Raw genomic sequence first — 20,984 nt, forward strand, 5'->3', positions numbered from 1 at the left:
AAATTAATATACAGGATAAACAGTGAAATTTAGCGAACTTGTTAAACTTCCTGAAAAAGAAGGATTCAAAATTATAAAAGAAAAAAGGTCTATAAGATATTATGGAAAAGCTGGATGGAACAAATTAATTCGTGTAGACTATCATGGTTCAAAAGAAGTTCCAAAAGGTACCTGTCATGCTGTACTAAAATCAGCAGGAATAAAAAAGAAATAATAGGAGGCAAATAATGATTGATTTAGAATATTCATTAATAATAGAGGCAACTGAAGAACCTGACTATTTTGGATTTTATTCAGAAGATTTAGAAGGTTTTAGTGGCATTGGCCACTCTATAGAGGATTGCATTTATAAAGCAAAATGGGGAATGAAGGAACATATTAGTTTACTAAAAGAAAAGGGATTGCCCATCCCACCAAAAAGCAAAAATCCCAGGATAATTATTCAAAATGAAGAGAAATTAGCAGTTGCTTAGATGAAAGAAAATTCAACTCAACAAAAGAAGCCCTGGATTGCAATAATTTGGTTTTTCATTTTTCATGCATATACCTCGATTAAGTTGAAAATTTTTTTTACTTTAATTTAAAACGCGCAGCCTGCCCTTCTTCTTTCTCACCTTCAATCCCTTCCACCTTTATCCGCAGACGCAGATCATTCGCGCTATCGGCGTAGGCAATTGCGTTTTCGTAAGTTATTTCCCCCTTTTTTAAAAGATGAAATAAGGACTGGTCCAGGGTCATCATCCCTTCCTGATTCCCTTTTGCCATTGTTTCCTTCAATAACCCTATTTCCTTTTTTAAGATAAGATCCTTTATCCTTGGGGTGTCCAGCAATACTTCAAAGGCGCCTGACCGCTTTCCATCTTTTGCTGGAATTAATCTTTGCGAGATTATTGCCCGTAGATTCAGCGAGAGGAGCATGTATATTTGTTCATGCCGTTCCGGAGGAAAGAAGTTTATAATCCTTTCAATCGCCTGGTTTGCGTTGTTTGCATGAAGTGTTCCCAAACAAAGATGGCCCGTTTCCGCAAAGGTAATGGCAGACTCCATTGTTTCGGTATCGCGGATTTCTCCCACCAGGATGACGTCCGGCGCCTGGCGCAAGGTATTTTTTAGTGCATTGTGAAACGACAAGCTGTCCAGTCCGATTTCTCTTTGTGTGATAACAGACTTTTTATGGCGGTGCACAAACTCAATGGGGTCTTCTACCGTAATTATGTGGCCTGAATTATTCTCATTCCTGTGATCAATCATCGCCGCCAGTGTGGTTGATTTCCCTGAACCGGTTGCGCCAACTACCAGCACAAGCCCCCGTTTTGTCATGGCAATGTCTTTGAACACCTGGGGTAGCCGTAAATCGTCAATAGACTGAATATTTATCTTTATCTGCCGGATAACAAGGCCGACATTCCTTTGCTGAAAAAAAATGTTTACCCTGAAACGTCCAAGTTCCGGATAATACAGGGCTAAATTCATTTCCATCTGTTCGTAAAAATCTGCCCTTTGTTTTTCGCTCATTATTGATTCGGCAAGGGTGCGGGTGTCATCGCCCGTTACCATTTCCTGACCGGCGGGAATGTTGTTCCCTTCCTTCCTGTACACAGGGGGCAGCCCAACGGTAATGTAAATATCAGAAGCATCCAAACGCACCATTTCTTGTAATAAATCTTTTATTTCCATGGAAGATCTCCCTGAGAATTTACTTTATGCCGTCGAGGACAGAGGGGGCGCTTACAAAATTCCTGATTGATTCTTTGGAAACAAGGCCGTTTCTGCACAAATCCAACAGCGCCTGGTCCATTGTCTGCATGCCGTGCTGGCGTCCGGTTTGCAATGCCGAAGGGATTTGGGCAATCTTATTCTCCCTGATCAAATTTCTTACGGCAGGGGTGCCGATCATAATTTCTAACGCTGCGATACGCCCAACCCCTTCCTTTCTCTTGATCAGTTGTTGGGCAATTACCGCCTGAAGCGATTCGGACAGCATGGTGCGGATTTGCTGTTGTTGTTCCGCGGGAAATACATCAATTATCCTGTCAACCGTTTTCGGCGCACTGGAAGTATGCAACGTGGCAAGTACGAGATGACCGGTTTCTGCGGCGGTGAGCGCCAGCGATATGGTCTCAAGGTCTCTCATTTCTCCCACCAGAATAACATCAGGGTCTTCGCGAAGCGCCGATCTCAGGGCGTTAGCGAAACTATGGGTATTTGACCCCAGTTCCCTTTGATTAACGAGGCTGTTTTTGGACTTATGGACAAATTCTATGGGGTCTTCAACGGTAAGGATATGACATTTATATTCCCGGTTAATGAGGTCTAACATAGCCGCCAGCGTGGTGGATTTTCCGCTGCCGGTAGGCCCTGTTAAGAGGATGAGTCCCTTCTCCTTTTTCGTCAATTCCGCCACAATAGGTGGCATATTAAGTTGTTCCAGAAGCGGGATTTTTTCCGGAATGGTTCTGAACACAATAGACTCGCCCCTGTTCTGCAGAAAGGCGTTCACCCTGAAACGTCCGACGCCGGTTATTGCAATGGCAAAATCCAATTCATAGTGTTCCTCATATGCCTTGCGTTGCTGGTCATTAAGAATATTATACAAAACCGTATGCACATCTTCCCTCATCAATGGCGGCATGTCAATTTTTCTCATATCACCATGGATACGGATCATGGGTGGTTCGCCGGAACTTATATGCACATCCGACGCGCTTTCTTTAGTTGCAAAAGCGAGGAGTTCCATTATATCCATTTATCGTCCTCCAATAACGACATTTCGTATTCGCACATGAGGCCCGCCGTCGCTGACGCGTAAAGGCGATTGACCGCCCTTGCCACACCCTCCCATACCCCCATAAATTTCAAGATCGTTTCCAATTGCATCAATATTCATGAGTGTCTCAAATACGTTTCCGGTAAGAACTACATCGCGTACTCTTTCTTTCAACTGCCCGTTGCGTATCATGTACGCCTCTTCCGCACTAAAGGTAAACATCTCCATGTTGGTTTGTCCCCCTAAGGCGCCGATTGCGTAAATACCATCATCAACTTCCGATAACATTTTTTCGAAGGTATCATTACGCGGCTCCATAAAGGTATTCGTCATACGGACGATGGGTTCATTGCCATAACTGATGGCGCGAGCATTGCCCGTAGGCTTTTCATTCATCTTTGCTGCCGTTTCCCGCGAATGAAGCCTGTTGGTTAATATACCATTTTTAATAAGATACGTCTTTTGCGTCGGAGTCCCCTCGCTGTCATACTTGTTGTATCCGGCTTCACCGACTAAAGTACCATCATCAACAATCGACAAGGCGTCAGAGCCAAAACGCTTCCCAAGAACCATGATCTCCCGCAATTGAGCGTTTTCATAAACAAAATCCGCCTCGCTGAGGTGCCCAAACGCTTCATGGACAAATACACCGCACAGCTTGGGATCAATGATGACCGTATATTTGCCGCCATTCACCGGTTTTGCCGAAAGCTGGTCAACCGCGCGTTTTGCAACCTTCTCACATTCCTGTTCCATCTTTAATACGTTATTATACCCGCGCAAGTCTCCTACGGAATGATATGCCTGCTGGACGTTCATGCCGTCCCTTGCCATAGCGAGCAGAGAGATGCCGCAAAAAATCGTTTCCTGCACTATAAAGCTCCCTTCGGTATTGGCGAAAAACACTGTGCCGTGTGAATCCAGGTACCGAACATTGGACGTCTGTATTTGTTTTGAAGAAAGGATGATCGTGTTGTATTTGTCGCAAAGCGACTGTTTTTCTTTCAAGGATATTTCCGCCGGGTCATTGACAACTGTCGTCTTTGTATGATCGTTTAGTATGGGTATGGGGGAAAGCTGGCTTTTATTCTTCCCAACGAATTTTGCCTGTTCACAGGCCATTTCAATGTATTTCGGAAGATGTTCTATATCGTTAAAGGCGACAAAACCCCAGCCGCCGTTCACCAACGCCCTTACGCATCCGCCAAAAGAGCTTTTTTCACCGATACCTTCAAGCTCTTTTCCCACATAAGTGATACCCGTACTGACCCCTTCATGGACACGAACCTCAGCGTAGTCCGCTTTTGCCAGTTTTAATGCGTTTTTTATCATTTTTTCCATTTAGGTTATCCCTTTTAAAATTAAGATTATCAAATCCTTATTACCATTGAACCATTTGTTCAGTCCTCCGTCCTCAATCTGCCGACTGCCGATTGCCGGCTGCCAAATTACCCTACCAACAGATCAAATGCCTCTTCGTCAAGAATAACCACGCCAAGTTCTTTCGCCTTGCCCAGCTTTGAACCGGGGTCTTCTCCGGCAATGAGATAATTTGTCTTCCTGCTCATGGCAGACGAAACCCTCCCCCCGAGGCGCTTGATAAGTTTTTCCGCATCGCTGCGGGAATATTTTTGCAGTTTGCCGGTTATTACAAAAGATTTTCCCGCTACTTTACTGCTTTTCCGTGGCATATCTGACGCCAGTTTTCCGGTGTTTACTCCTTTTGCAAGAAGCTTTTTTATAATTTCCTGCGTATGTTTGTTTTGAAAAAATTCAACAATGCTTTGTGCTACAACGGGCCCTATCTCATGTATCTTTTCCAGTTCATCTGCGGTTGCATTTGACAGTTTTCCGAGAGAATCAAAATGATCCGATAACACTTCTGCGGTGTGCAAACCAACGTTGTGTATACCCAAAGCGCAAATCAGACGGTCAAGGTCACGTCCACGGCTATTTTCAATCGCACTTATAAGATTGGATGAGGATTTTTTCCCCATGCGCTCAAGATTAACAAGGTCATCATACTGTAGGGAAAAAATGTCCGAATAATCATCCACGAGGCCTTTATCCACCAATTGTTCGATAATGGCGGGGCCAAGCCCTTCGATATCCATTGCGTCTCTGCCCGCAAAGTATTGGATGCGCCTTTTCGTCTGCGCCTTGCACAACGGGTTGTGGCAGCGCAAATATACTTCACTGTTATCCCGGTGTACAGGGCCTTTGCATACAGGACAGCAGGCAGGTTCAACAAAAACCTTTTCCCGTCCGCTTCGCTTTTCTTCCAGTACTTTTACGACTTGCGGAATAATTTCTCCCGCTTTTTGTACAACAACATGATCCCCCACCCTGACGTCTTTTCTCTTTACTTCGTCAAAATTATGAAGTGAAGCGCGGCTTACCGTCGTACCCGCCAGCAATACCGGCGTAAGATTGGCTACAGGCGTGAGCGTGCCTGTTTTCCCTACCTGAACAACAATTTCCTCAATCCTTGTTATCGCCTGCTCAGGCTGAAATTTAAATGATATCATCCAGCGGGGTGCCTTGCTTGTCGCCCCTAATTGCTCCTGAAGAGCAAGGGAATTCACCTTTATGACCATTCCGTCCACCATATAGTCAAGGATTCCGCGTCGTTTATCCCATTCGCGGCAATACCGCACCACCTCATCAATATTTTTGCATAATTGCGTGTACGGGTTTACCGGAAGCCCTATCGCTTTGACAAAATCAAGACACTGTACGTGCGACTCCAATTCCATTCCTTCAACATATCCTATAACATAGGCAAACATTTTGAGTCGCCTTTTCGCGGTAATACGGGGGTCTAAAAGCTTTAATGACCCTGCCGCCGCATTTCTGGGATTTGCGAACTGAATCTCACCTTTCTCTTCCCTTTCTTCATTTATCCGCTGGAACTCTTTATTTGGCAAATAAATTTCTCCCCTTATTTCCACAACCGGCGGTATTTTATAGTGAGCGCCCGATACGGAAAGTTTTAATGGGATCTGCCGGATTGTTTTGAGGTTTGCAGTGACGTCGTCCCCCCGGAAACCATCACCGCGGGTGGCGCCCCGTACAAATAATCCGTTTTCATACCAAAGTGTAATAGCTATCCCGTCAATCTTTAATTCAACGACATATTCAATATCTGTATTGGCATTGATGCCGGCCATGCGTTTTATTCTTTGATCAAACTCCTTCAACTCCTCATTTGAATAGGTGTTATCGATGCTCAGCATTGGTTTCTTATGTTCCACGGCGGGAAACTGACTGATTGGTTGGTCTGCGACCCTTTGGGTAGGGGAATCCGGAGTTATTAATTCAGGATGTGCGCTCTCAAGGTTCTGTAACTCCCTGAGTAGTTGATCATATTCATAATCAGAAATCTCAGGATTATTTTCCACATAATACTTATGGTCGTGATATCTTATAATGCAGCGGAGTTGTTCTATTTTTTCTTTTACCGTTGACGACACTTTTTTATCTTAACCATTTAGAGAAAAATTTATGGAAAACCAGGTTCTCCCTGATGTAATTTTCCGGATGAAAGGAATTTTAAGCTGCCAGTATAACAAACTTTATATAAGAGTCAACGTATTCTGTTATAATGATGGAATCACTTGACTTTATTCTGCATTTTTTATAAACTCGCTAAAACGTGTTTTTTAACGCTAACGTTATGTATTATCGTTAAACTTAATCCGATAATAATTTTACGGTAAAAACCGCCTCCTTTCAGACAACAAAACAATAACGTTGAAAAATGTATGCTGTTTTTCATAAAGGAAGTCAGGGTTTGCGGCGTTTAATTATTTGCTGTGTTGATGGTCGTTCGGGGAAAAACCTGCGTAATTGAATCACTTTTTCATTTTAATGATGTGGTAATTAACCACATATTTTTTTATAGATCCCGCATAAAGGGGTGATGAATTATGGTTAAAGGAAGTGATTCTAAAGTTTTCTTTGAGTTGTTTAAAAAACCTCAGGAAAAAGACGGTGTTCAAAAAGAAGAATTGCAACCAAGTGCAGAGGCTGCAGGAACAACACCGCCGCAAGAAGTTGGAACTCCGGTTACGAAGAATGAAAAGCCGGAGTCTAAAGGCTTACCCACGAATCCACCACCTGCATCCGCTTCTTCAGAAATGAGGGGAAAATCAGGACCATCTGACCCTTTACAATGGATTAAAAACACAAGTACGGAAGCGCTTTCGATTGAAAAAAAGACGGAGAAAAGGCATGCAACGCATGGTCAGATTACGCCAGAACCCATTCCTTCAAAGCAAACAATTGCTACGCCGCCTGCTCCTTTGAGAGATGAAGTGGTGCTACGTAAAGACGAGGTGGTATTGCGGCAGGAAACGCTCATCATTGGCGCCATTGCGGCTACTTTTCTCTCCGTTGCCTGTTTCTTTGTAGGACACAAGGCGGGGTACAATAAGGGAATAACCAACCAGGCGGAAGAGTGGCTGGAAACAATAGAGCCGAAGAAAACTCAACCTGGCGGTATTGGTCAGTTAAAGCCCATTGACGCACCGAAAGAGAAGACGACAAAGGATACTGCTTCGAAAGTTGAAAAGAACTCAGGCAGCGATGCGAAACTCGTTATCCAGGATAATGCAATAATAAAGGACCGGTGGACGATACGCGTGATTTCCTATAAAAATTCAAAGGCAAATGTGCAACGCGCCAAAGAAATAGCAGGTATGTTGCAGGAATCATTAGGTTATAGCTCTTTTGTTGTCAACACGGGAAAAGAGCTTTTTGTTTGTGTGGGAGAATTTGACGATTTGAATAGCGCCGACTTAACGAAAACCCAAAGGGACGTTGCCAATTTCGAATATCAAAATAAAAAACAGTTTTCGGGATGCTATCCCGTACGTATGAGATAAAATAAGGAGGAGAAGTATGAGCATTGATAAGAGTTTAAAACCAAAAGGGAAACTTTCGAGGCCGAGAAATGTGTATAGAAAGGTGGAACGTATCGCAATACTTAAGGCAGAGAATCGCTGGGATCAGGATACATCTGTTTTTGGTCTCCCCAAGGTAAAAGTGGAAAAACTAAAGCGAAAAGGCAAGGCCCCAAAGAAAGTTGAACCGGCAGAAGCAGGAAAAGCAGGAAAGGCAGAAAAGGCAGGAAAGGCGAAAAAATGATTGCCAGCAGGATGTCTAATATAGACTCCTCCGGCATCAGAAAGGTCTTTGACCTTGCACAAAAAATGAAAAGTCCGGTAAACCTCAGCATAGGCCAGCCGGACTTTGATGTTCCCGGAGAGATCAAAGAAGAAGCGATTAAGTCCATAAATGAAGGCGCAAACAAATACACATTGACGCAAGGTATACCAGAACTTCGCAATGTGCTGATGGACCGCCTTAAAAAAGATAGAGAGGTGACTGCGGAAGATATTATGGTCACTTCAGGAGTTTCAGGCGCATTAACCTTAGCGATTATGACGCTGGTAGATCATGAAGACGAGGTAATAATTCCTGACCCCGCTTTTGTTATTTACAAACACATGGTGAATTTTTGCAGCGGAAAATCAGTGTTTGTTGATACATATCCCGACTTCAAATTATCCGCGGAACGTATTGAGCCGCATATCACAAAAAAAACCAAAATAATCGTCATAAACAGTCCTGCCAATCCCACGGGGGTGATGAATACGCCGCAGGAGCTAAAAGATATCGCAGAACTGGCAAAAAAACATGACCTGCTGGTAATTTCCGACGAGATATATCATGACTACGACTATAACAACGAATTTGAGAGTATAGGAAAGTATTATAATAAAACGCTTATACTTGACGGATTCTCCAAATCCTTTGCCATGACCGGTTGGCGTTTGGGTTACGCAGCAGGTCCGGAAACGATCATAAAGGAAATGATAAAACTTCAGCAATACACCTTTGTGTGCGCCCCTTCCTTTTCACAATACGCAGTGTTCCGGTCATGGGGATTTGATCTGAGCAAATATATTGCGGATTACAGGAAGAAAAGGGACATGATGTACGAAGGGCTGAAAGACAAGTTCCGGATCATAAAACCCGAAGGGGCTTTTTACTTCTTCCCGCAGGTTCCCTGGGGGACCGATGAAGAATTTGTTATGGCCGCCATCAAGAACAATCTGTTAATCATTCCGGGCAGCGTATTTTCTGAACGCCACACACATTTCCGCATTTCTTACGCCGCTACAGAAGAAACCATCGAAAAGGGCATAAAAATTCTTAACGGCCTCGCGTGATCCCCACATTCATTACATAAGCAGATGAATGCTCATGTTCACACCTAAGCTGGCATAGCCAGAACTAAACAAGTACGAAGCACGAAATCCGAAACAAATTCTAATGACAAAATGATTTGAAATGCTAAACAAGCGCATCTTTCGTATTTCGTGCTTCGTATTGTTGGGTATTTTGGGATTTGTTTTGAATTTTATGCTTTGTCATTAGAGTTTGTTTCGTATTTAGCATTTCGGATTTCACCATTAAATATTTTGCAAAAAAATGCAAAGAAATTACAGATAAGGTACTATCAATAAGTTGAGAAGTTACAATAATTGAACCGTTTAACTATTTTACACCTGCATACAAATAGCCTTGATTGCTAAAAAAATATATTGGTATTTTATTGGCTTTTTTGGAGGAATCGCCATCCTGTTCTGGGGACTGGATGACATTGTCGGTATCCACAGAGACGAAGCGATATTTGGCCTCTTAGCGGAAATGATTCTTGAAGGAGTGCGGCCTCTCACCGGTATTTTCAACAATTATACATCTCCGGTACATTCATACATGCTTGCTGTTTGCGTATGGTTTTTTGGGAATTCTGTATGGAGTCTGCGGTGTCTGGGTCCCGTCTTTACCCTCATAACCATTATTGCAATTTTTGATATTACACGGCAACATTGCATTAACCGGGCGCGATGGACAGCCGGACTTCTTCTCACCTTCCCGCCCGTTGTCATGCTTTCACGGCTTTGCGGAGAAGTCTTTGTGCTTAATCCCTTTTTCTTTTTCGGAACAATTTGGATATACGTAAAACTCTGTAATAACGCAAAAAAATACGTCCGGATAACAGGATGGATACTCGCCGGTTTTGTTCTGTCGTTTGGAATCTGGAATCACGTAATTTTTCTCCCAAGCGCAGTTTCTCTCGTCATTTGCTATGCACTATTCATGTGGCCCGGACTGCGGTGTTTTTTAATCCATGGTATGTTTTGCCTTATCGGGTTTTCAATTGGGCTGATACCACGGTTTGTTTCAATGCTTGCGCTGGGAATGGACTTATTTCCCCAAAAACCTTCCATTCCGCCGGCTTCATTGAAAACCGCGCTCTTAAATCTTCTCTATACCCTATCGGGAGACGGACTTTACGCGCGGTTTTCAGGGGGGAGCATCCTTCCCTTCGTATGGGGAATCCCGGCAATATTAGCGATCTTCGCAACAATATTCCTTATTTCAAAACATGATAAAACAGAAAAGAAGATGTTTTGGGGTATCATTACCTTTATTGCCATTAACTTTGCCGGTATATGGCAAATTACGCCATTCGGTTCTGTCGGTTCGCGCATATGGCTGATTATCGCATGGGTATTACCTGTTTTCTTAGGGTTTTGCAAGACAAACGCTAATAGAGGGATGTGGCGTGTTTTGGGAGGTATTGTGATTTTAATAAATTTGATATTGTTGGCTACAAATTATTATATTCCAAACAGCCGTTCAAACGGCGTAATAGAACCTTCTATTTATGTGGGCGGTAAAACCGACAATACATGGGATTATTACGATCACCGCCAGATCACAGAAGCACTGCTTCAGTCAGATGCAGAATACATTTTTATTTCCAATATTAACGTATTTACCTTCTACTATTTAACTCCGGAAGATCAAAGACACAGGATAAAACTGCTTTGGCCCGTCATATTGGGAGGCGGAGGAAATACCCCGGAGAAAGAAAAGCTATACGGGCAGATAACCTACAAAGGGCAAATGCCCAAAACCGCCCTTTTTGTTTTTTATAACACAGACAAAGATTATCTGGCACATTTTATACAGCAACCGTTTTACAACATGACGGCTCAGGTAAAGGACATTGCCGTTCCAGGAGGATTTCTTATTTACCGTTTAAAATAATATTGCAACATATTTGTTCCGTGGTTAAATGGTTAAGGAGTATGTAAAAATGAATCAACGAATCATTCCCCTTGTCCCTCTTCCTAACGAGGAATTTTTAAAATTCCTATTAATAAAGGTGTATTTATTATCTTGCACTTATGGGAGAATGTCCACCACAATGATAGACCGGAAAGATGTTTTTATGCTGGTTGGATTATTTTGTGGAGATTGTAAAGATACCGCTATTAGGGGACTCTTTAATATTGCGTGTATACACCCAGCCTACCTGCCCTTTTGCGGTTTTTACAAAAGCCGCCTTTTCCATTCTATTGATAAACACAATTTTTTCCCCGTGATGCGCTTTCCCAATTACACCGGAGAGTTTGCCATTTTTATAATTTTCCCATAAATATATTTCTTCCTTTGTTATCGTTATACTACTTTTGCTCCTACCTCCCATAAGTCTGAATCCGCTCGTTTTTTGAAGTGATTTCGCTACAAATAACACGAAGGCTGCGATAATAAATAGTAGTATAGTGGTGGTGAGCAGCTTTTTTAGCACGATGACATTCTTTTACACTTTTTTTAATCTGATGAAAAAAACAGGACAATTGTCAGGTGGTATAGTAAAAGCATTTATTTTTATAAAAATCTGTTTTTTTCTTGCATTTGAATTGTTTCTAGAGTATTAAATTCTGCATGAATCCATTTCTCAGTGAAAAAACCCGAATAGAATTTAAAAAAGCACATAAGAAAGAGCCTCATAGACGTCATGCCGACCGAATCAAAGCTATACTTCTTCTTGATTCAGGATGGAGTTATGAAGAAGTAGCAGAGGCGCTCTTGTTAGACGATCAAACAATCAGGAATTACGAAAAACTATACAAAGATAAAGGTTTTGACGGGCTTTTATCTGACAATTATATTGGCTGTATGCCAAAACTCACCTGCGAACAAGAAGAACAATTAAAAGATCATATCAGGAAAAACAACTATAGCGCGGCAAAAGAAATTGTTGAATATGTAAAACAGACATTCAATAAAATCTATACACCCGAAGGAATGGTACATACCCTCGATAGATTAGGCTTTACTTACAAGAAAACTACAATAGTTCCAGGCAAAGCAAACCCTGAAAAACAAAAAGAATTTATCGAAAACTACAAACAACTCAAAGAAGAGAAAGCCCCTGGAGATAAGATACTTTTTATGGATGGAGTTCATCCACAGCACAATTCTACGTCTGCATATTGCTGGATAGAGAAAGGCAAAAAGAAGGAAATACCCTCTAATACCGGCAGGAAAAGAATAAATTTAAACGGTGCTATTGACATAGAAACCTTTGAAGTAACAATCCGGGAAGATGAAAGCATCAATGCTCAATCAACAATAAAGCTTTTCCATGAAATAGAGTCAAGGTATGCTCAAGCCGGTACTATTTACATAATCTCTGATAATGCTAAATATTACAGGTCTAAGTTGGTCAAAGAATACCTTGCAAATTCGAGAATAAAGATCAAATTTCTCCCTTCCTATTCACCCAATTTAAATCTCATTGAAAGATTATGGAAATTCTTTCGCAAAAAAATATTGTATAACAAGTATTATGATACTTATGAGAAGTTTAAAAACAAATGTTTAAGTTTTTTCAAAAATATTAACGAGTATACAGATGAATTGTCTACTCTTTTAACTGAAAATTTTCAAATTATTGGCGAGCAAATTTCGAAAACCTGATTTGTTTGACTATATTCTAAGGGAAAAAATGGAATATAGCCAAACAAATATGATTTTAGGAATTTGGCAATAAAATGGCTTTCTAAAAAACAGATTTATTTGACTAAGCATACTATACAAGCACGCCCCTTAATTCCCTCTTTATAGAAGGGACGGGAGGTGTAAATTTTTCGAAAACCTTATTTGTTTGACTATATGTCAAAAGTGTGAAAATAAATGTGGATAAAAATGAATGCCGTGGGATTTTTGCCTTTTAAAACCCCAGCCTAATCTAAGGTGATGTGGGCGGTTTGTTGGTATGTTTTGCAACTGTAGTTCTATAGTCAAGTTTATTGAATTGATTCTTCAGATTCAGAACCCAGGAAGTGCCTTTTTAGTCAAAAAGTATGTAAGCTATTGAATTGTGTAGAGATAGGTGTATATAGAGAGAAGGCATTGCCATACGTGGGTGGAAAATGATATGATCCCTTTTTTTCGGAGAAAGGGAGGGTACTCATGCCACAGTTAGTATTACCCCTATTTTCCCCTGACTGCAAACTGATAAATAATCAGGTAGGTTTTGAGAAAATAGGTAGCAAGATATATTATTTTCACGGAAGACTTCCTGTGTTTAGTCATGAGGAAGACGACCTGGAATCATTTCGGTTCATCACCAGTCAATTAGTAGTCGGCGGTAATGTCAAGCAACAACAAATAGTGAAGGCCTTCGGTGTTTCGGCAATAAGTGTTAAGCGTAGTGTAAAGCGGCTAAGAGAACATGGGCCTAAGGGATTTTTCCGTCAGTCAGCGCGAACAAGGTCAGCCCATGTGCTTACGCCAGAGGTAAAAGCGAAGGTGCAAAAGTGCCTGGAAAGAGGGCAGAGTGTTTCAGAAACAGGTAAGAAGTTCAATATCAAATCAAGTACGATTCACAAGGCAATCCAAAGCGGTCAGTTAGAGAAAAAAAAACGGCAGAAAGCGCTCCGGAGCAAAGAAACAAAAGTGAGCGTGCCGTAACCGATAGTCGTGCTGGTATGGGTCTTGGATGTACACGGGAACAAGAACGTGTAGAAGCCGCATTAGGTGGGCTTAATGAGGCAGTTCCGGCATTTGTTCCCGATCAGGACGTCAAATCGGCAGGGGTATTGTTTGCACTGCCGGCATTATTATTAAATGGTTTGCTAAAGTATGCAAACAACTATCTCTCATTTCCCAAAGGGTACTATGGATTACAATCGTTTCTGCTGCTACTGTCGTTTGCAGCCCTCTTAAGGATCAAATCACTGGAGGCAATTCGCTATTGTGAAGCTGGGGAATTGGGCAAGGCAATCGGGTTAGACCGTATACCTGAAATACGAACACTGCGCAAAAAAGTGAAATATATAACAAACCATGGCGAACCTGAGCAGTGGAGCAAAGAGTTATCAAAATACTGGATGGAAGAGGATCCGGAATTGGCCGGGATCCTTTACGTGGACGGCCATGTACGGGTATATAGCGGAAGCAAGACACCGTTACCGAAGCGGTATGTATCGAGGCAAAAGCTATGTTTAAGGGGTTTAACCGACTATTGGGTAAATGATGCAGTAGGTAAGCCATTTTTCGTGGTAAGCAAAGCGGTAAATCCCGGCTTGCTTTCGGTAATGAGAGAACAGATCATACCCCGGTTGCTCCGAGACATACCAAAGCAGCCTACCGGGGAAGAATTAAAAGCCAATCGTCATCTCTATCGCTTTGGTGTAGTATTTGACCGTGAGGGTTACAGTCCTGAGTTTTTCAAAGAAATGTGGGAGAAACGCATAGCGTGTTATACCTACAAAAAGTATGTAAATGATGTTTGGCCGGAATCAGAATTTATAGAGAAAGAGGTGGTTCTTAACAATGGCGAAGTGGTAAAGATGAAATTGGCGGAACGAGGAGTGTATTTCCGGAAGCAAGACCTTTGGGTGCGCGAGATACGCAAATTGACCGATACAGGTCATCAGACATCGATAATAACCACTGATTTTATGAATAACGCTGAGGTACTGGCAGCAAGAATGTTCTCCAGATGGTCTCAGGAGAACTTTCTTAAATATATGATGGAACATTATGGTATAGACAGACTTATCGAGTACGAACAGGAGGCAATAAGTGAGACGACAAAGGTGGTGAATCCCCGTTACAGGGAATTGGAAAGTCAGATAAAAACCAAAACTACACTGTTAAACAGGCAGCGGGTAAAATATGGGGCATTGGTATTAAAAGCAGAAGGAGAAGAACCCGATATCCGGAAGTATGTACAGGAGAAAGCAACAATAAGAGAATCGATAGATACGCTGGAGAAAGAGATTGAACAACTCAAGGCGACAAAAAAGAATACGGAGAAACATATAGAGTTTTCAAAACTCCCGGAAGATAAGAAATTTCAGGATTTAAAGAAGAGCGGAAAGCAATTCGTAGACACAATCAAAATGATTGCTTATCGGGCAGAGACGGCAATGGCAAATACATTGCAGGAATATATTTCTAAAAAAGATGAAGCAAGATCACTGGTACGTCAAATTTTTATGACAGATGCAGATATAATGCCGGATGAAAAGAATGGCGTCTTAAGGATAACGATTCATAACATGACAAACCCAAGGAACAACAGATATGTTCAACAATTATGCGATGTACTTAATAGTTCCGAAACATTATTCCCAGGCACAAATCTGCGCCTTGTATATAATTTGGTATCAAATCAAATTCCACCAGATCAGGAGTTCTGAGATTAGGGATGCTGTCCCTATATGCAGGATTGATCGTTCGTGGTGTCTCCGTTAAAATCTCAGTTTGTTCGTTAGGTAAAAGGGAAACACAAAATACATTTTAAAACGATTTTTTGTTGCAACTGGAAAGAAGGGGGTTTTGCAATCCGTATGCTGCTACATTACCGTCTTCTCTTTCGGCGGAAAGCAGGAATCGTCGTTTTCTTTGCTGCCTTCATCTTTTTTTCTTTTTCGGCGAACACAGCATCGTAGAAAAAAGCGGCGGCCACACCGCCTAAAACAGGACCTACCCACCAAACATAATGGTTTGCAAACTGCCAGGACGCGATAGCTGGCCCAAATGCCCTTGCCGGGTTCATTGCTCCGCTGCTAATCGGGCTGCCAATAAGGACGCCGAACAACACAACAAGCCCGATAGTTAATCCGGAAAAACTACCAAAAGACCTTTTATCAATTGCCGTCCCAAAGACTGTAAGAACGAGCAGAAAGCTAACGATAAACTCCATAACGAGTCCCTGCATTACAGAAATCCCGTCCCCTAACATGCTTGCTCCCAGATGAACCGTATATATTGCTTCAGGAAATAAAATCTTAAGGACAAAACCAGCCAACGCAGCGCCGGCAATCTGTGCTGCAATGTACTTTATAGCCAGATTCGGATTCATCCTTCTGGTGATCCAACATGCTATTGTAACGGCAGGGTTAATATGTGCGCCTGAAATATAGCTCAGTGCATATGTTATAGAGACAATTGCCAACCCATAAGCAATGGAAATCCCTAAAACCCCAATACCGTCCCCTCCTGCTTTCCGCAGGTAATAATCTGTACAAATTGCGCCAGCGGCAATAAAAACAAGCGTAAAAGTGCCTAAAAATTCTGCAATGTATTTTTTGAATGAGTCCACCCCGGATTTCTCCTCTATTAAGTTTCTAAAACACAAAATATAAAAAACGAAACTTTCACATTTTTCTACAGGACACAAACATCTAACAGGATGAAGCTTAAATAATGCTAAACCTTATAGTTACTGTATTATCTTAAAAAAACAAATTCCACCCTTAAAACGAGATTATTAGAATAAAAAAACGTAATTTGTCTCTAAGATATTTACTGGCATGCTTTTGAAGAAATCGCCCATTTCGTAATGCTTATACATTTAATCCTGATATTTGTCAAGTGTTTATTTTGACAATTTTTACGTTAAAATGGACAATATTTAATAATAGTTCTGTCGACTAAATACATCGGGTAGCCGCCTATTAATACTGTAACTATTTCACGAGGGTGGGAATTGGAGTGTTTGCAGATGCGCTATCTTCCTTTGGGGCAGGCGTAATGGTTTGATCCAATTTGATCTGTGAGAGAATGGGAAGTTTTTTGTAATTGAGCGTACCATCTCCCAATTGGCCATATTCGTTATTTCCCCATGCCCAAATCGTTCCGTCTTTCTTTAAAGCGAGACTGTGATAATATCCTGCCGCTATTGAAACAACATCGCTGAGTCCATGCACCTTTAATGTAGTATATTGATAATTGGAAGTAGCGCCTGTCCCAAGCTGCCCTGTCCTGTTGTATCCCATTGACAGCACAGTGCCATCCTGTTGCAAAATGAGAGCATGATAGCCACCGGTTGCAATTGAAACACTATTATTAAGCCCATTAATACGAATTGGAATCTTGCTATTTGTTTGTGTTCCGTTTCCCAGTTGACCATAGGTATTCATGCCCCATCCCCAAATACTGCCATCAGCTTTCACGGCTACATTGTAATTGTTCCCGCTTGCAATAAAAACTGCCCCATTGAAATCATAAACCGGAGTAGGGATAGAACTTTCCGTCATAGTACCATCCCCCAACTGTCCATATCCATTGGCGCCCCAACCCCATATTGTTCCATCCGCCTTTAGCACAAGATTGTGATGATTGCCGCCAGAAACAGCAACAACATTGTTAAGTCCCTGTACTTGCATGGGCTTATATGCATCCGATTTTGTTCCATCGCCTAGCTGGTCTAACTCGTTATTGCCCCATACCCAAACTGTTCCGTCTGATTGCAAAGCAATACTATGGTAGAATCCGGCATCAATCTCAGTAACATCTTTTATGGTTTTCACTTTTACCGGCGTGTTGCGGTTTTCGTTCGTGCCGTCGCCTAATTGTCCAAATCGGTTATTTCCCCATGCCCAGACTGTTCCATCTGATTTAACGGCAAGATTATGCTCCCATCCGGCAGCAATAGAAACTACATCCTCCAGTCCTTTCACCTGTATGGCAAATTTCCGGGGATTGGTAGTACCATCGCCTAATTGTCCGGCATGGTTCCCCCCCCACGCCCAAACGGTACCATCTGGTTTCAAAACAAGGCTGTGAGAACCTCCGCCTGATATTTGAGGAACGGCAGCAAATAATGAACAACAGAAAGTTAACATTGCCGCTACTATTAAAATACAATAAGAAATGTTAATCACCATGTTTTCTGAAAACCCCTTCTGTAACTTTATTATCATCGTATCTATTTGCCTGTACTTGTTTTAGTATTAATCGTAATAAAAACACATCAAATTTAATATGTGTATAGTTTATAACAATAATACGTTTGAAATTGCAAAAAAAAATATATTATTCGGTTTCCCTTACTTAAACAATTCCTTTATCCCAAAAACAACTATGGCGGAGAGTGCGCGAAAAATATCAATGTAAATCTTGGTAGCACTTTAGTTTTTTGAAAAATTCCAATAATCGTAAAGTAGGGACTAAGCATTTGCCCGTTTGGGTATGAACACATTTTATGACAATTTACATCAAATGCTTCGCCCCCTACTTTTTCAAAAAACTAAAGTGTTACAAATTTTGTATTGCCATTATTCCGTACCCTATGCTAGATTACGCCTGCATATTAGTGAAGATTCGTTAAACCTCAGTATTAGAGGAGAAAAAAAGACATACTATGGAAACAAATGGGAATCGTCTTGTTGAAATATCTGCATTGGGGGAAGTCTCCAGTCCATCAGGAGGCGCAAAGGCATACAGCATATCTCCCGAAGGGATACCTGCCATATTGCCAGGTATAGGCGGAATTACTTATAATGTAAAAATAGGGGATAGTGCGATACAATGGGAAGCTGACCATGTTGAGCCCTGTGTATCCATCAGGAATAAAGACAAGGAAGAAAATGGTGCACTCAATTTATTGGCTTGCATCGGAAATAGCGCAAAAGTTGTGTCCGGAGACGCAAAGGGAGATACAGGCATCGTTACGGGAAAACATGGCGGCATAGAAAACGTGCTGGTAGATTTTGATGATAAAACTATTGAAAAACTCGTAATAGGCGACAAAATACTTATTCGCTGTATCGGTTTGGGCTTTTCTTTTACAAATTGTCCGCAAATAAAAACCATCAATCTCTCCCCTCATCTTCTAGAAACATTGCCAATAAAATATGACAAGACAAAAGGGGTGATGCAAATTCCAGTAACACACACTATACCGGCAGCAATTATGGGATCAGGGCTTGGTTCACAACACTGTTATCGGGGAGATTATGATATACAATTGTTCGACAAACAAACAATAGAAAAACATAACCTGGATACCTTACGGTTGGGAGATATAGTTGCGATTATGGATGCAGACCATTCCTATGGAAGAATATATAAAACCGGGGCTATCACAGTAGGGGTTGTTGTTCACACAAATTGTATAACAGCAGGCCACGGACCTGGGGTTACCACATTGTTTACTTCCGCTGAAGGCAAAATCTCTCCCTATAAAGACAAGAATGCCAATATAGGCGTTTATTTGAATATTGGAAGATTTAGAAAATCCAAAAAAAGGAAAACAAATTAACATCTTACTTAAATTATCATTAGTACATTAGCACTTATTTCCATGCGTACCAGCGATTAGTTTGGAAACAAGCCGTTTCTGCGGCTGCAGTGTTATATCACTATGCTGTCAAAGTTTTTTTATAAGGTGGACTGGTTTGTCAAGACCATTTACTATTAATATTTAGATGCATTAATTCATCAATCTACAGTGTGCAGCAGGCTCCTTCCGTTACCCTTCTGCACACTCTGCAATTTTCCTTCGCCCCACCGCTCCTTTTCCTCATTTGCTCACTGAAGAAACTCCAAAATGAACTTCATACGGTATTTTATATTCCAGTGATTGGTAATACCTCCTAATATTATAAAATGTAAAATACTTCTCCAAACCCTCACGTGCTTCACTACAAGCCTGATATTCTTTGAGATAAACCTCTCCGTACTTCACACTCCTCCAAAGACGTTCCGTAAAAATGTTATCAAATGCCCGCCCTCTACCATACATACTGATTGCGATCTCTTTGCTTAAACACCTATTTTTACACACATAAACCATCATAATACACCCCTTAAAGTCTTTTGTGTTTGAAGGCCGCAGAGCGACGAATTTATCTAGCCCTTACCTTGTAAACCTATATTACAAAATAGTCTACTTGCTTGCCTGTTAGTAGCAACAAAATACATTTTAAGATCAGGACATTTTTGCACTATTCGGGAACTTTAACAAATTTTGGGATTTTAGGGTGATAATATGATGGACAAAATGCTTGAATGGTGATTATAAGTGCGCTATAATTCAAAATATCCACCAATTCATAAGCGCCAATACCTTTCAAATAGAAGGTATCTGGCAGGATTATCAATATTCAGAAAGAATATCACAAATGCATAATCATCACAATAACACACTAATACATGACAAACTTAATCTCGTTTCCTATTTCAATAATCCTGTTTCACAAAGACAAAAACAATATGAAGCAGTTCAGTATACTACGAGATATTTCATGACGTAAGAAACGCCATATCGCGGGAGAAGCGAATTAAGGGTGGCTCAAGGGCTAAAAAAAATAGAATTAATTAATGGAATGAATGAATGCAGGATGGAAGGACCTCTATGACGGTTTATGAGATTGCTTCGGAAAAGACCCTCGCAATGACAAGCTGATACCCTTGTAATGACAAAATAAGTCACTAGTCATCATGTTTCATTTGCAACACCCTGAAACGATGAAAATGGGCTTATAACCATATCGTGTTGTAGTATCTGTACTTAAAATATTTTTTGTAGTCTTATTTTCGCGCCAGGTATTTTGCATTCATGGAATATTTACAGAAGTCAAGACCGACAAAAAAACCGAGGAAATTGTTTACGGTATTACCAGCCTGACACAACAAAAAGCAAGTCCCAAAACCATTCTTAAGTCTTCTCGCGGACACTGGTCAATAGAAAATGGACTTCATTATGTGCGTGATACCGCTTCCCGTGAAGATAATTCTCAAACACGCACAAAAAATGCCCCAAAGGGCAATGGCTTCTTTGGGGAATCTAGTATAACGTTTCATTAAAATATACACATAAAATAGCATCATTACTATGAGGGCATTGAAAATCCAATCCTTTGTAAATACAAGATTTAAGACTGTTCAGTCGTAGTTCATAATGGAAAACAATATGTCGATGTTTTGCCGAAACGCTATACTAGTGGTTGGTTTTTTTCATTTTCCACAGGTAACAAATATTACCGAGTAGAAAACAGGCGCATTGCTAAACGTTTGAAACCTCTTTCATACTGAAGCGGAGGTATTTACT

The 20,984-nt window shown here is 41.2% G+C and carries 17 protein-coding genes and 1 pseudogene; 10 read left to right on the forward strand and 8 right to left on the reverse strand.

Features of this window, described 5'->3' with window-relative positions; translation table 11 throughout:
* Positions 1-22: 22 nt before the first annotated feature.
* The gene (locus M5U24_RS09585) at positions 23-214 is read left to right on the forward strand and encodes a type II toxin-antitoxin system HicA family toxin (protein ID WP_099325936.1); all 192 of its coding nucleotides are present in this window, start codon (positions 23-25) and stop codon (positions 212-214) included.
* A gap of 13 nt (positions 215-227) precedes the next feature.
* Complete coding sequence (locus M5U24_RS09590) at positions 228-473, forward strand: HicB family protein (protein ID WP_099325935.1); 246 nt, start codon at positions 228-230, stop codon at positions 471-473.
* Positions 474-570: 97 nt separating this feature from the next.
* Here M5U24_RS09590 and M5U24_RS09595 read toward each other — a convergent pair whose 3' ends face one another.
* The 4 genes from M5U24_RS09595 to ligA form a co-directional block, all read right to left on the reverse strand.
* Positions 571-1,677, reverse strand: coding sequence for a PilT/PilU family type 4a pilus ATPase (locus tag M5U24_RS09595; protein WP_099325934.1), 1,107 nt, complete (start codon positions 1,675-1,677; stop codon positions 571-573).
* A gap of 19 nt (positions 1,678-1,696) precedes the next feature.
* A complete protein-coding gene (locus M5U24_RS09600; RefSeq protein WP_298202274.1) occupies positions 1,697-2,746 on the reverse strand; it encodes a type IV pilus twitching motility protein PilT in 1,050 nt (349 codons plus the stop codon).
* Complete coding sequence (locus M5U24_RS09605) at positions 2,747-4,108, reverse strand: TldD/PmbA family protein (RefSeq protein WP_298202276.1); 1,362 nt, start codon at positions 4,106-4,108, stop codon at positions 2,747-2,749.
* Between the two features lie 107 nt (positions 4,109-4,215).
* Complete coding sequence (gene ligA / locus M5U24_RS09610; protein WP_298202277.1) at positions 4,216-6,240, reverse strand: NAD-dependent DNA ligase LigA; 2,025 nt, start codon at positions 6,238-6,240, stop codon at positions 4,216-4,218.
* Between the two features lie 456 nt (positions 6,241-6,696).
* On the opposite strand from ligA, the gene M5U24_RS09615 reads away from it, so the two are divergent.
* From M5U24_RS09615 to M5U24_RS09630, 4 genes are all read left to right on the forward strand, one after another.
* Positions 6,697-7,653, forward strand: coding sequence for a hypothetical protein (locus M5U24_RS09615; RefSeq protein WP_298202279.1), 957 nt, complete (start codon positions 6,697-6,699; stop codon positions 7,651-7,653).
* Between the two features lie 16 nt (positions 7,654-7,669).
* Positions 7,670-7,915, forward strand: coding sequence for a small basic protein (locus tag M5U24_RS09620; RefSeq protein WP_099325929.1), 246 nt, complete (start codon positions 7,670-7,672; stop codon positions 7,913-7,915).
* The gene (locus M5U24_RS09625; RefSeq protein ID WP_099325928.1) at positions 7,912-9,003 is read left to right on the forward strand and encodes an aminotransferase class I/II-fold pyridoxal phosphate-dependent enzyme; all 1,092 of its coding nucleotides are present in this window, start codon (positions 7,912-7,914) and stop codon (positions 9,001-9,003) included. Before M5U24_RS09620 ends, M5U24_RS09625 begins: the two co-directional genes overlap by 4 nt.
* Before the next feature lie 355 nt (positions 9,004-9,358).
* Complete coding sequence (locus M5U24_RS09630; RefSeq protein ID WP_099325927.1) at positions 9,359-10,894, forward strand: glycosyltransferase family 39 protein; 1,536 nt, start codon at positions 9,359-9,361, stop codon at positions 10,892-10,894.
* A 196-nt stretch (positions 10,895-11,090) separates the two neighbouring features.
* Here the strand turns inward: M5U24_RS09630 and M5U24_RS09635 are convergent, their stop codons facing one another.
* Positions 11,091-11,438, reverse strand: coding sequence for a hypothetical protein (locus M5U24_RS09635; protein WP_295100059.1), 348 nt, complete (start codon positions 11,436-11,438; stop codon positions 11,091-11,093).
* 137 nt (positions 11,439-11,575) lie between these two features.
* Between M5U24_RS09635 and M5U24_RS09640 the strand changes: the two genes are divergently transcribed.
* The 3 genes from M5U24_RS09640 (at position 11,576) to M5U24_RS09650 (ending at position 15,345) form a co-directional block, all read left to right on the forward strand.
* A complete protein-coding gene (locus M5U24_RS09640; protein ID WP_298202282.1) occupies positions 11,576-12,613 on the forward strand; it encodes an IS630 family transposase in 1,038 nt (345 codons plus the stop codon).
* Between the two features lie 495 nt (positions 12,614-13,108).
* Positions 13,109-13,609 carry a helix-turn-helix domain-containing protein gene (locus M5U24_RS09645; protein WP_099325925.1) on the forward strand — a complete coding sequence of 167 codons (501 nt, stop codon included), beginning with the start codon at positions 13,109-13,111 and terminating at the stop codon, positions 13,607-13,609.
* Positions 13,610-13,626: 17 nt separating this feature from the next.
* Entirely contained in the window at positions 13,627-15,345 is a 1,719-nt protein-coding gene (locus M5U24_RS09650; RefSeq protein ID WP_099325924.1) for a putative transposase, read from the forward strand.
* Positions 15,346-15,506: 161 nt separating this feature from the next.
* Here the strand turns inward: M5U24_RS09650 and M5U24_RS09655 are convergent, their stop codons facing one another.
* Complete coding sequence (locus tag M5U24_RS09655) at positions 15,507-16,250, reverse strand: MIP family channel protein (RefSeq protein ID WP_099325923.1); 744 nt, start codon at positions 16,248-16,250, stop codon at positions 15,507-15,509.
* 367 nt (positions 16,251-16,617) lie between these two features.
* Positions 16,618-17,853, reverse strand: a complete 1,236-nt coding sequence (locus tag M5U24_RS09660; protein ID WP_164995466.1) for an RCC1 domain-containing protein — start codon at positions 17,851-17,853, stop codon at positions 16,618-16,620.
* Between the two features lie 440 nt (positions 17,854-18,293).
* Here M5U24_RS09660 and M5U24_RS09665 point away from each other — a divergent pair, with 440 nt between their 5' ends.
* The gene (locus M5U24_RS09665) at positions 18,294-19,193 is read left to right on the forward strand and encodes a DUF4438 domain-containing protein (RefSeq protein WP_099325921.1); all 900 of its coding nucleotides are present in this window, start codon (positions 18,294-18,296) and stop codon (positions 19,191-19,193) included.
* A gap of 261 nt (positions 19,194-19,454) precedes the next feature.
* Here M5U24_RS09665 and M5U24_RS09670 read toward each other — a convergent pair.
* Positions 19,455-19,688: pseudogene (locus M5U24_RS09670) on the reverse strand (integrase core domain-containing protein); the annotation flags it as partial.
* Positions 19,689-20,984: the final 1,296 nt, after the last annotated feature.

The sequence above is a fragment of the Candidatus Kuenenia sp. genome, assembly GCF_027493735.1.
In the GTDB taxonomy this organism is placed as follows: domain Bacteria; phylum Planctomycetota; class Brocadiia; order Brocadiales; family Brocadiaceae; genus Kuenenia; species Kuenenia stuttgartiensis_A.

Excerpts from the sequence above, each read along its gene's own strand:
- M5U24_RS09600 (WP_298202274.1), bottom strand. The coding sequence starts at position 2,746 with ATGGATATAATGGAACTCCTCGCTTTTGCAACTAAAGAAAGCGCGTCG.
- M5U24_RS09665 (WP_099325921.1), top strand. The coding sequence starts at position 18,294 with ATGGAAACAAATGGGAATCGTCTTGTTGAAATATCTGCATTGGGGGAA.
- M5U24_RS09595 (WP_099325934.1), bottom strand. The coding sequence starts at position 1,677 with ATGGAAATAAAAGATTTATTACAAGAAATGGTGCGTTTGGATGCTTCT.
- M5U24_RS09590 (WP_099325935.1), top strand. The coding sequence starts at position 228 with ATGATTGATTTAGAATATTCATTAATAATAGAGGCAACTGAAGAACCT.
- M5U24_RS09625 (WP_099325928.1), top strand. The coding sequence starts at position 7,912 with ATGATTGCCAGCAGGATGTCTAATATAGACTCCTCCGGCATCAGAAAG.
- M5U24_RS09660 (WP_164995466.1), bottom strand. The coding sequence starts at position 17,853 with ATGATAATAAAGTTACAGAAGGGGTTTTCAGAAAACATGGTGATTAAC.
- M5U24_RS09605 (WP_298202276.1), bottom strand. The coding sequence starts at position 4,108 with ATGGAAAAAATGATAAAAAACGCATTAAAACTGGCAAAAGCGGACTAC.
- M5U24_RS09645 (WP_099325925.1), top strand. The coding sequence starts at position 13,109 with ATGCCACAGTTAGTATTACCCCTATTTTCCCCTGACTGCAAACTGATA.
- M5U24_RS09640 (WP_298202282.1), top strand. The coding sequence starts at position 11,576 with ATGAATCCATTTCTCAGTGAAAAAACCCGAATAGAATTTAAAAAAGCA.
- M5U24_RS09650 (WP_099325924.1), top strand. The coding sequence starts at position 13,627 with ATGGGTCTTGGATGTACACGGGAACAAGAACGTGTAGAAGCCGCATTA.
- M5U24_RS09615 (WP_298202279.1), top strand. The coding sequence starts at position 6,697 with ATGGTTAAAGGAAGTGATTCTAAAGTTTTCTTTGAGTTGTTTAAAAAA.
- M5U24_RS09620 (WP_099325929.1), top strand. The coding sequence starts at position 7,670 with ATGAGCATTGATAAGAGTTTAAAACCAAAAGGGAAACTTTCGAGGCCG.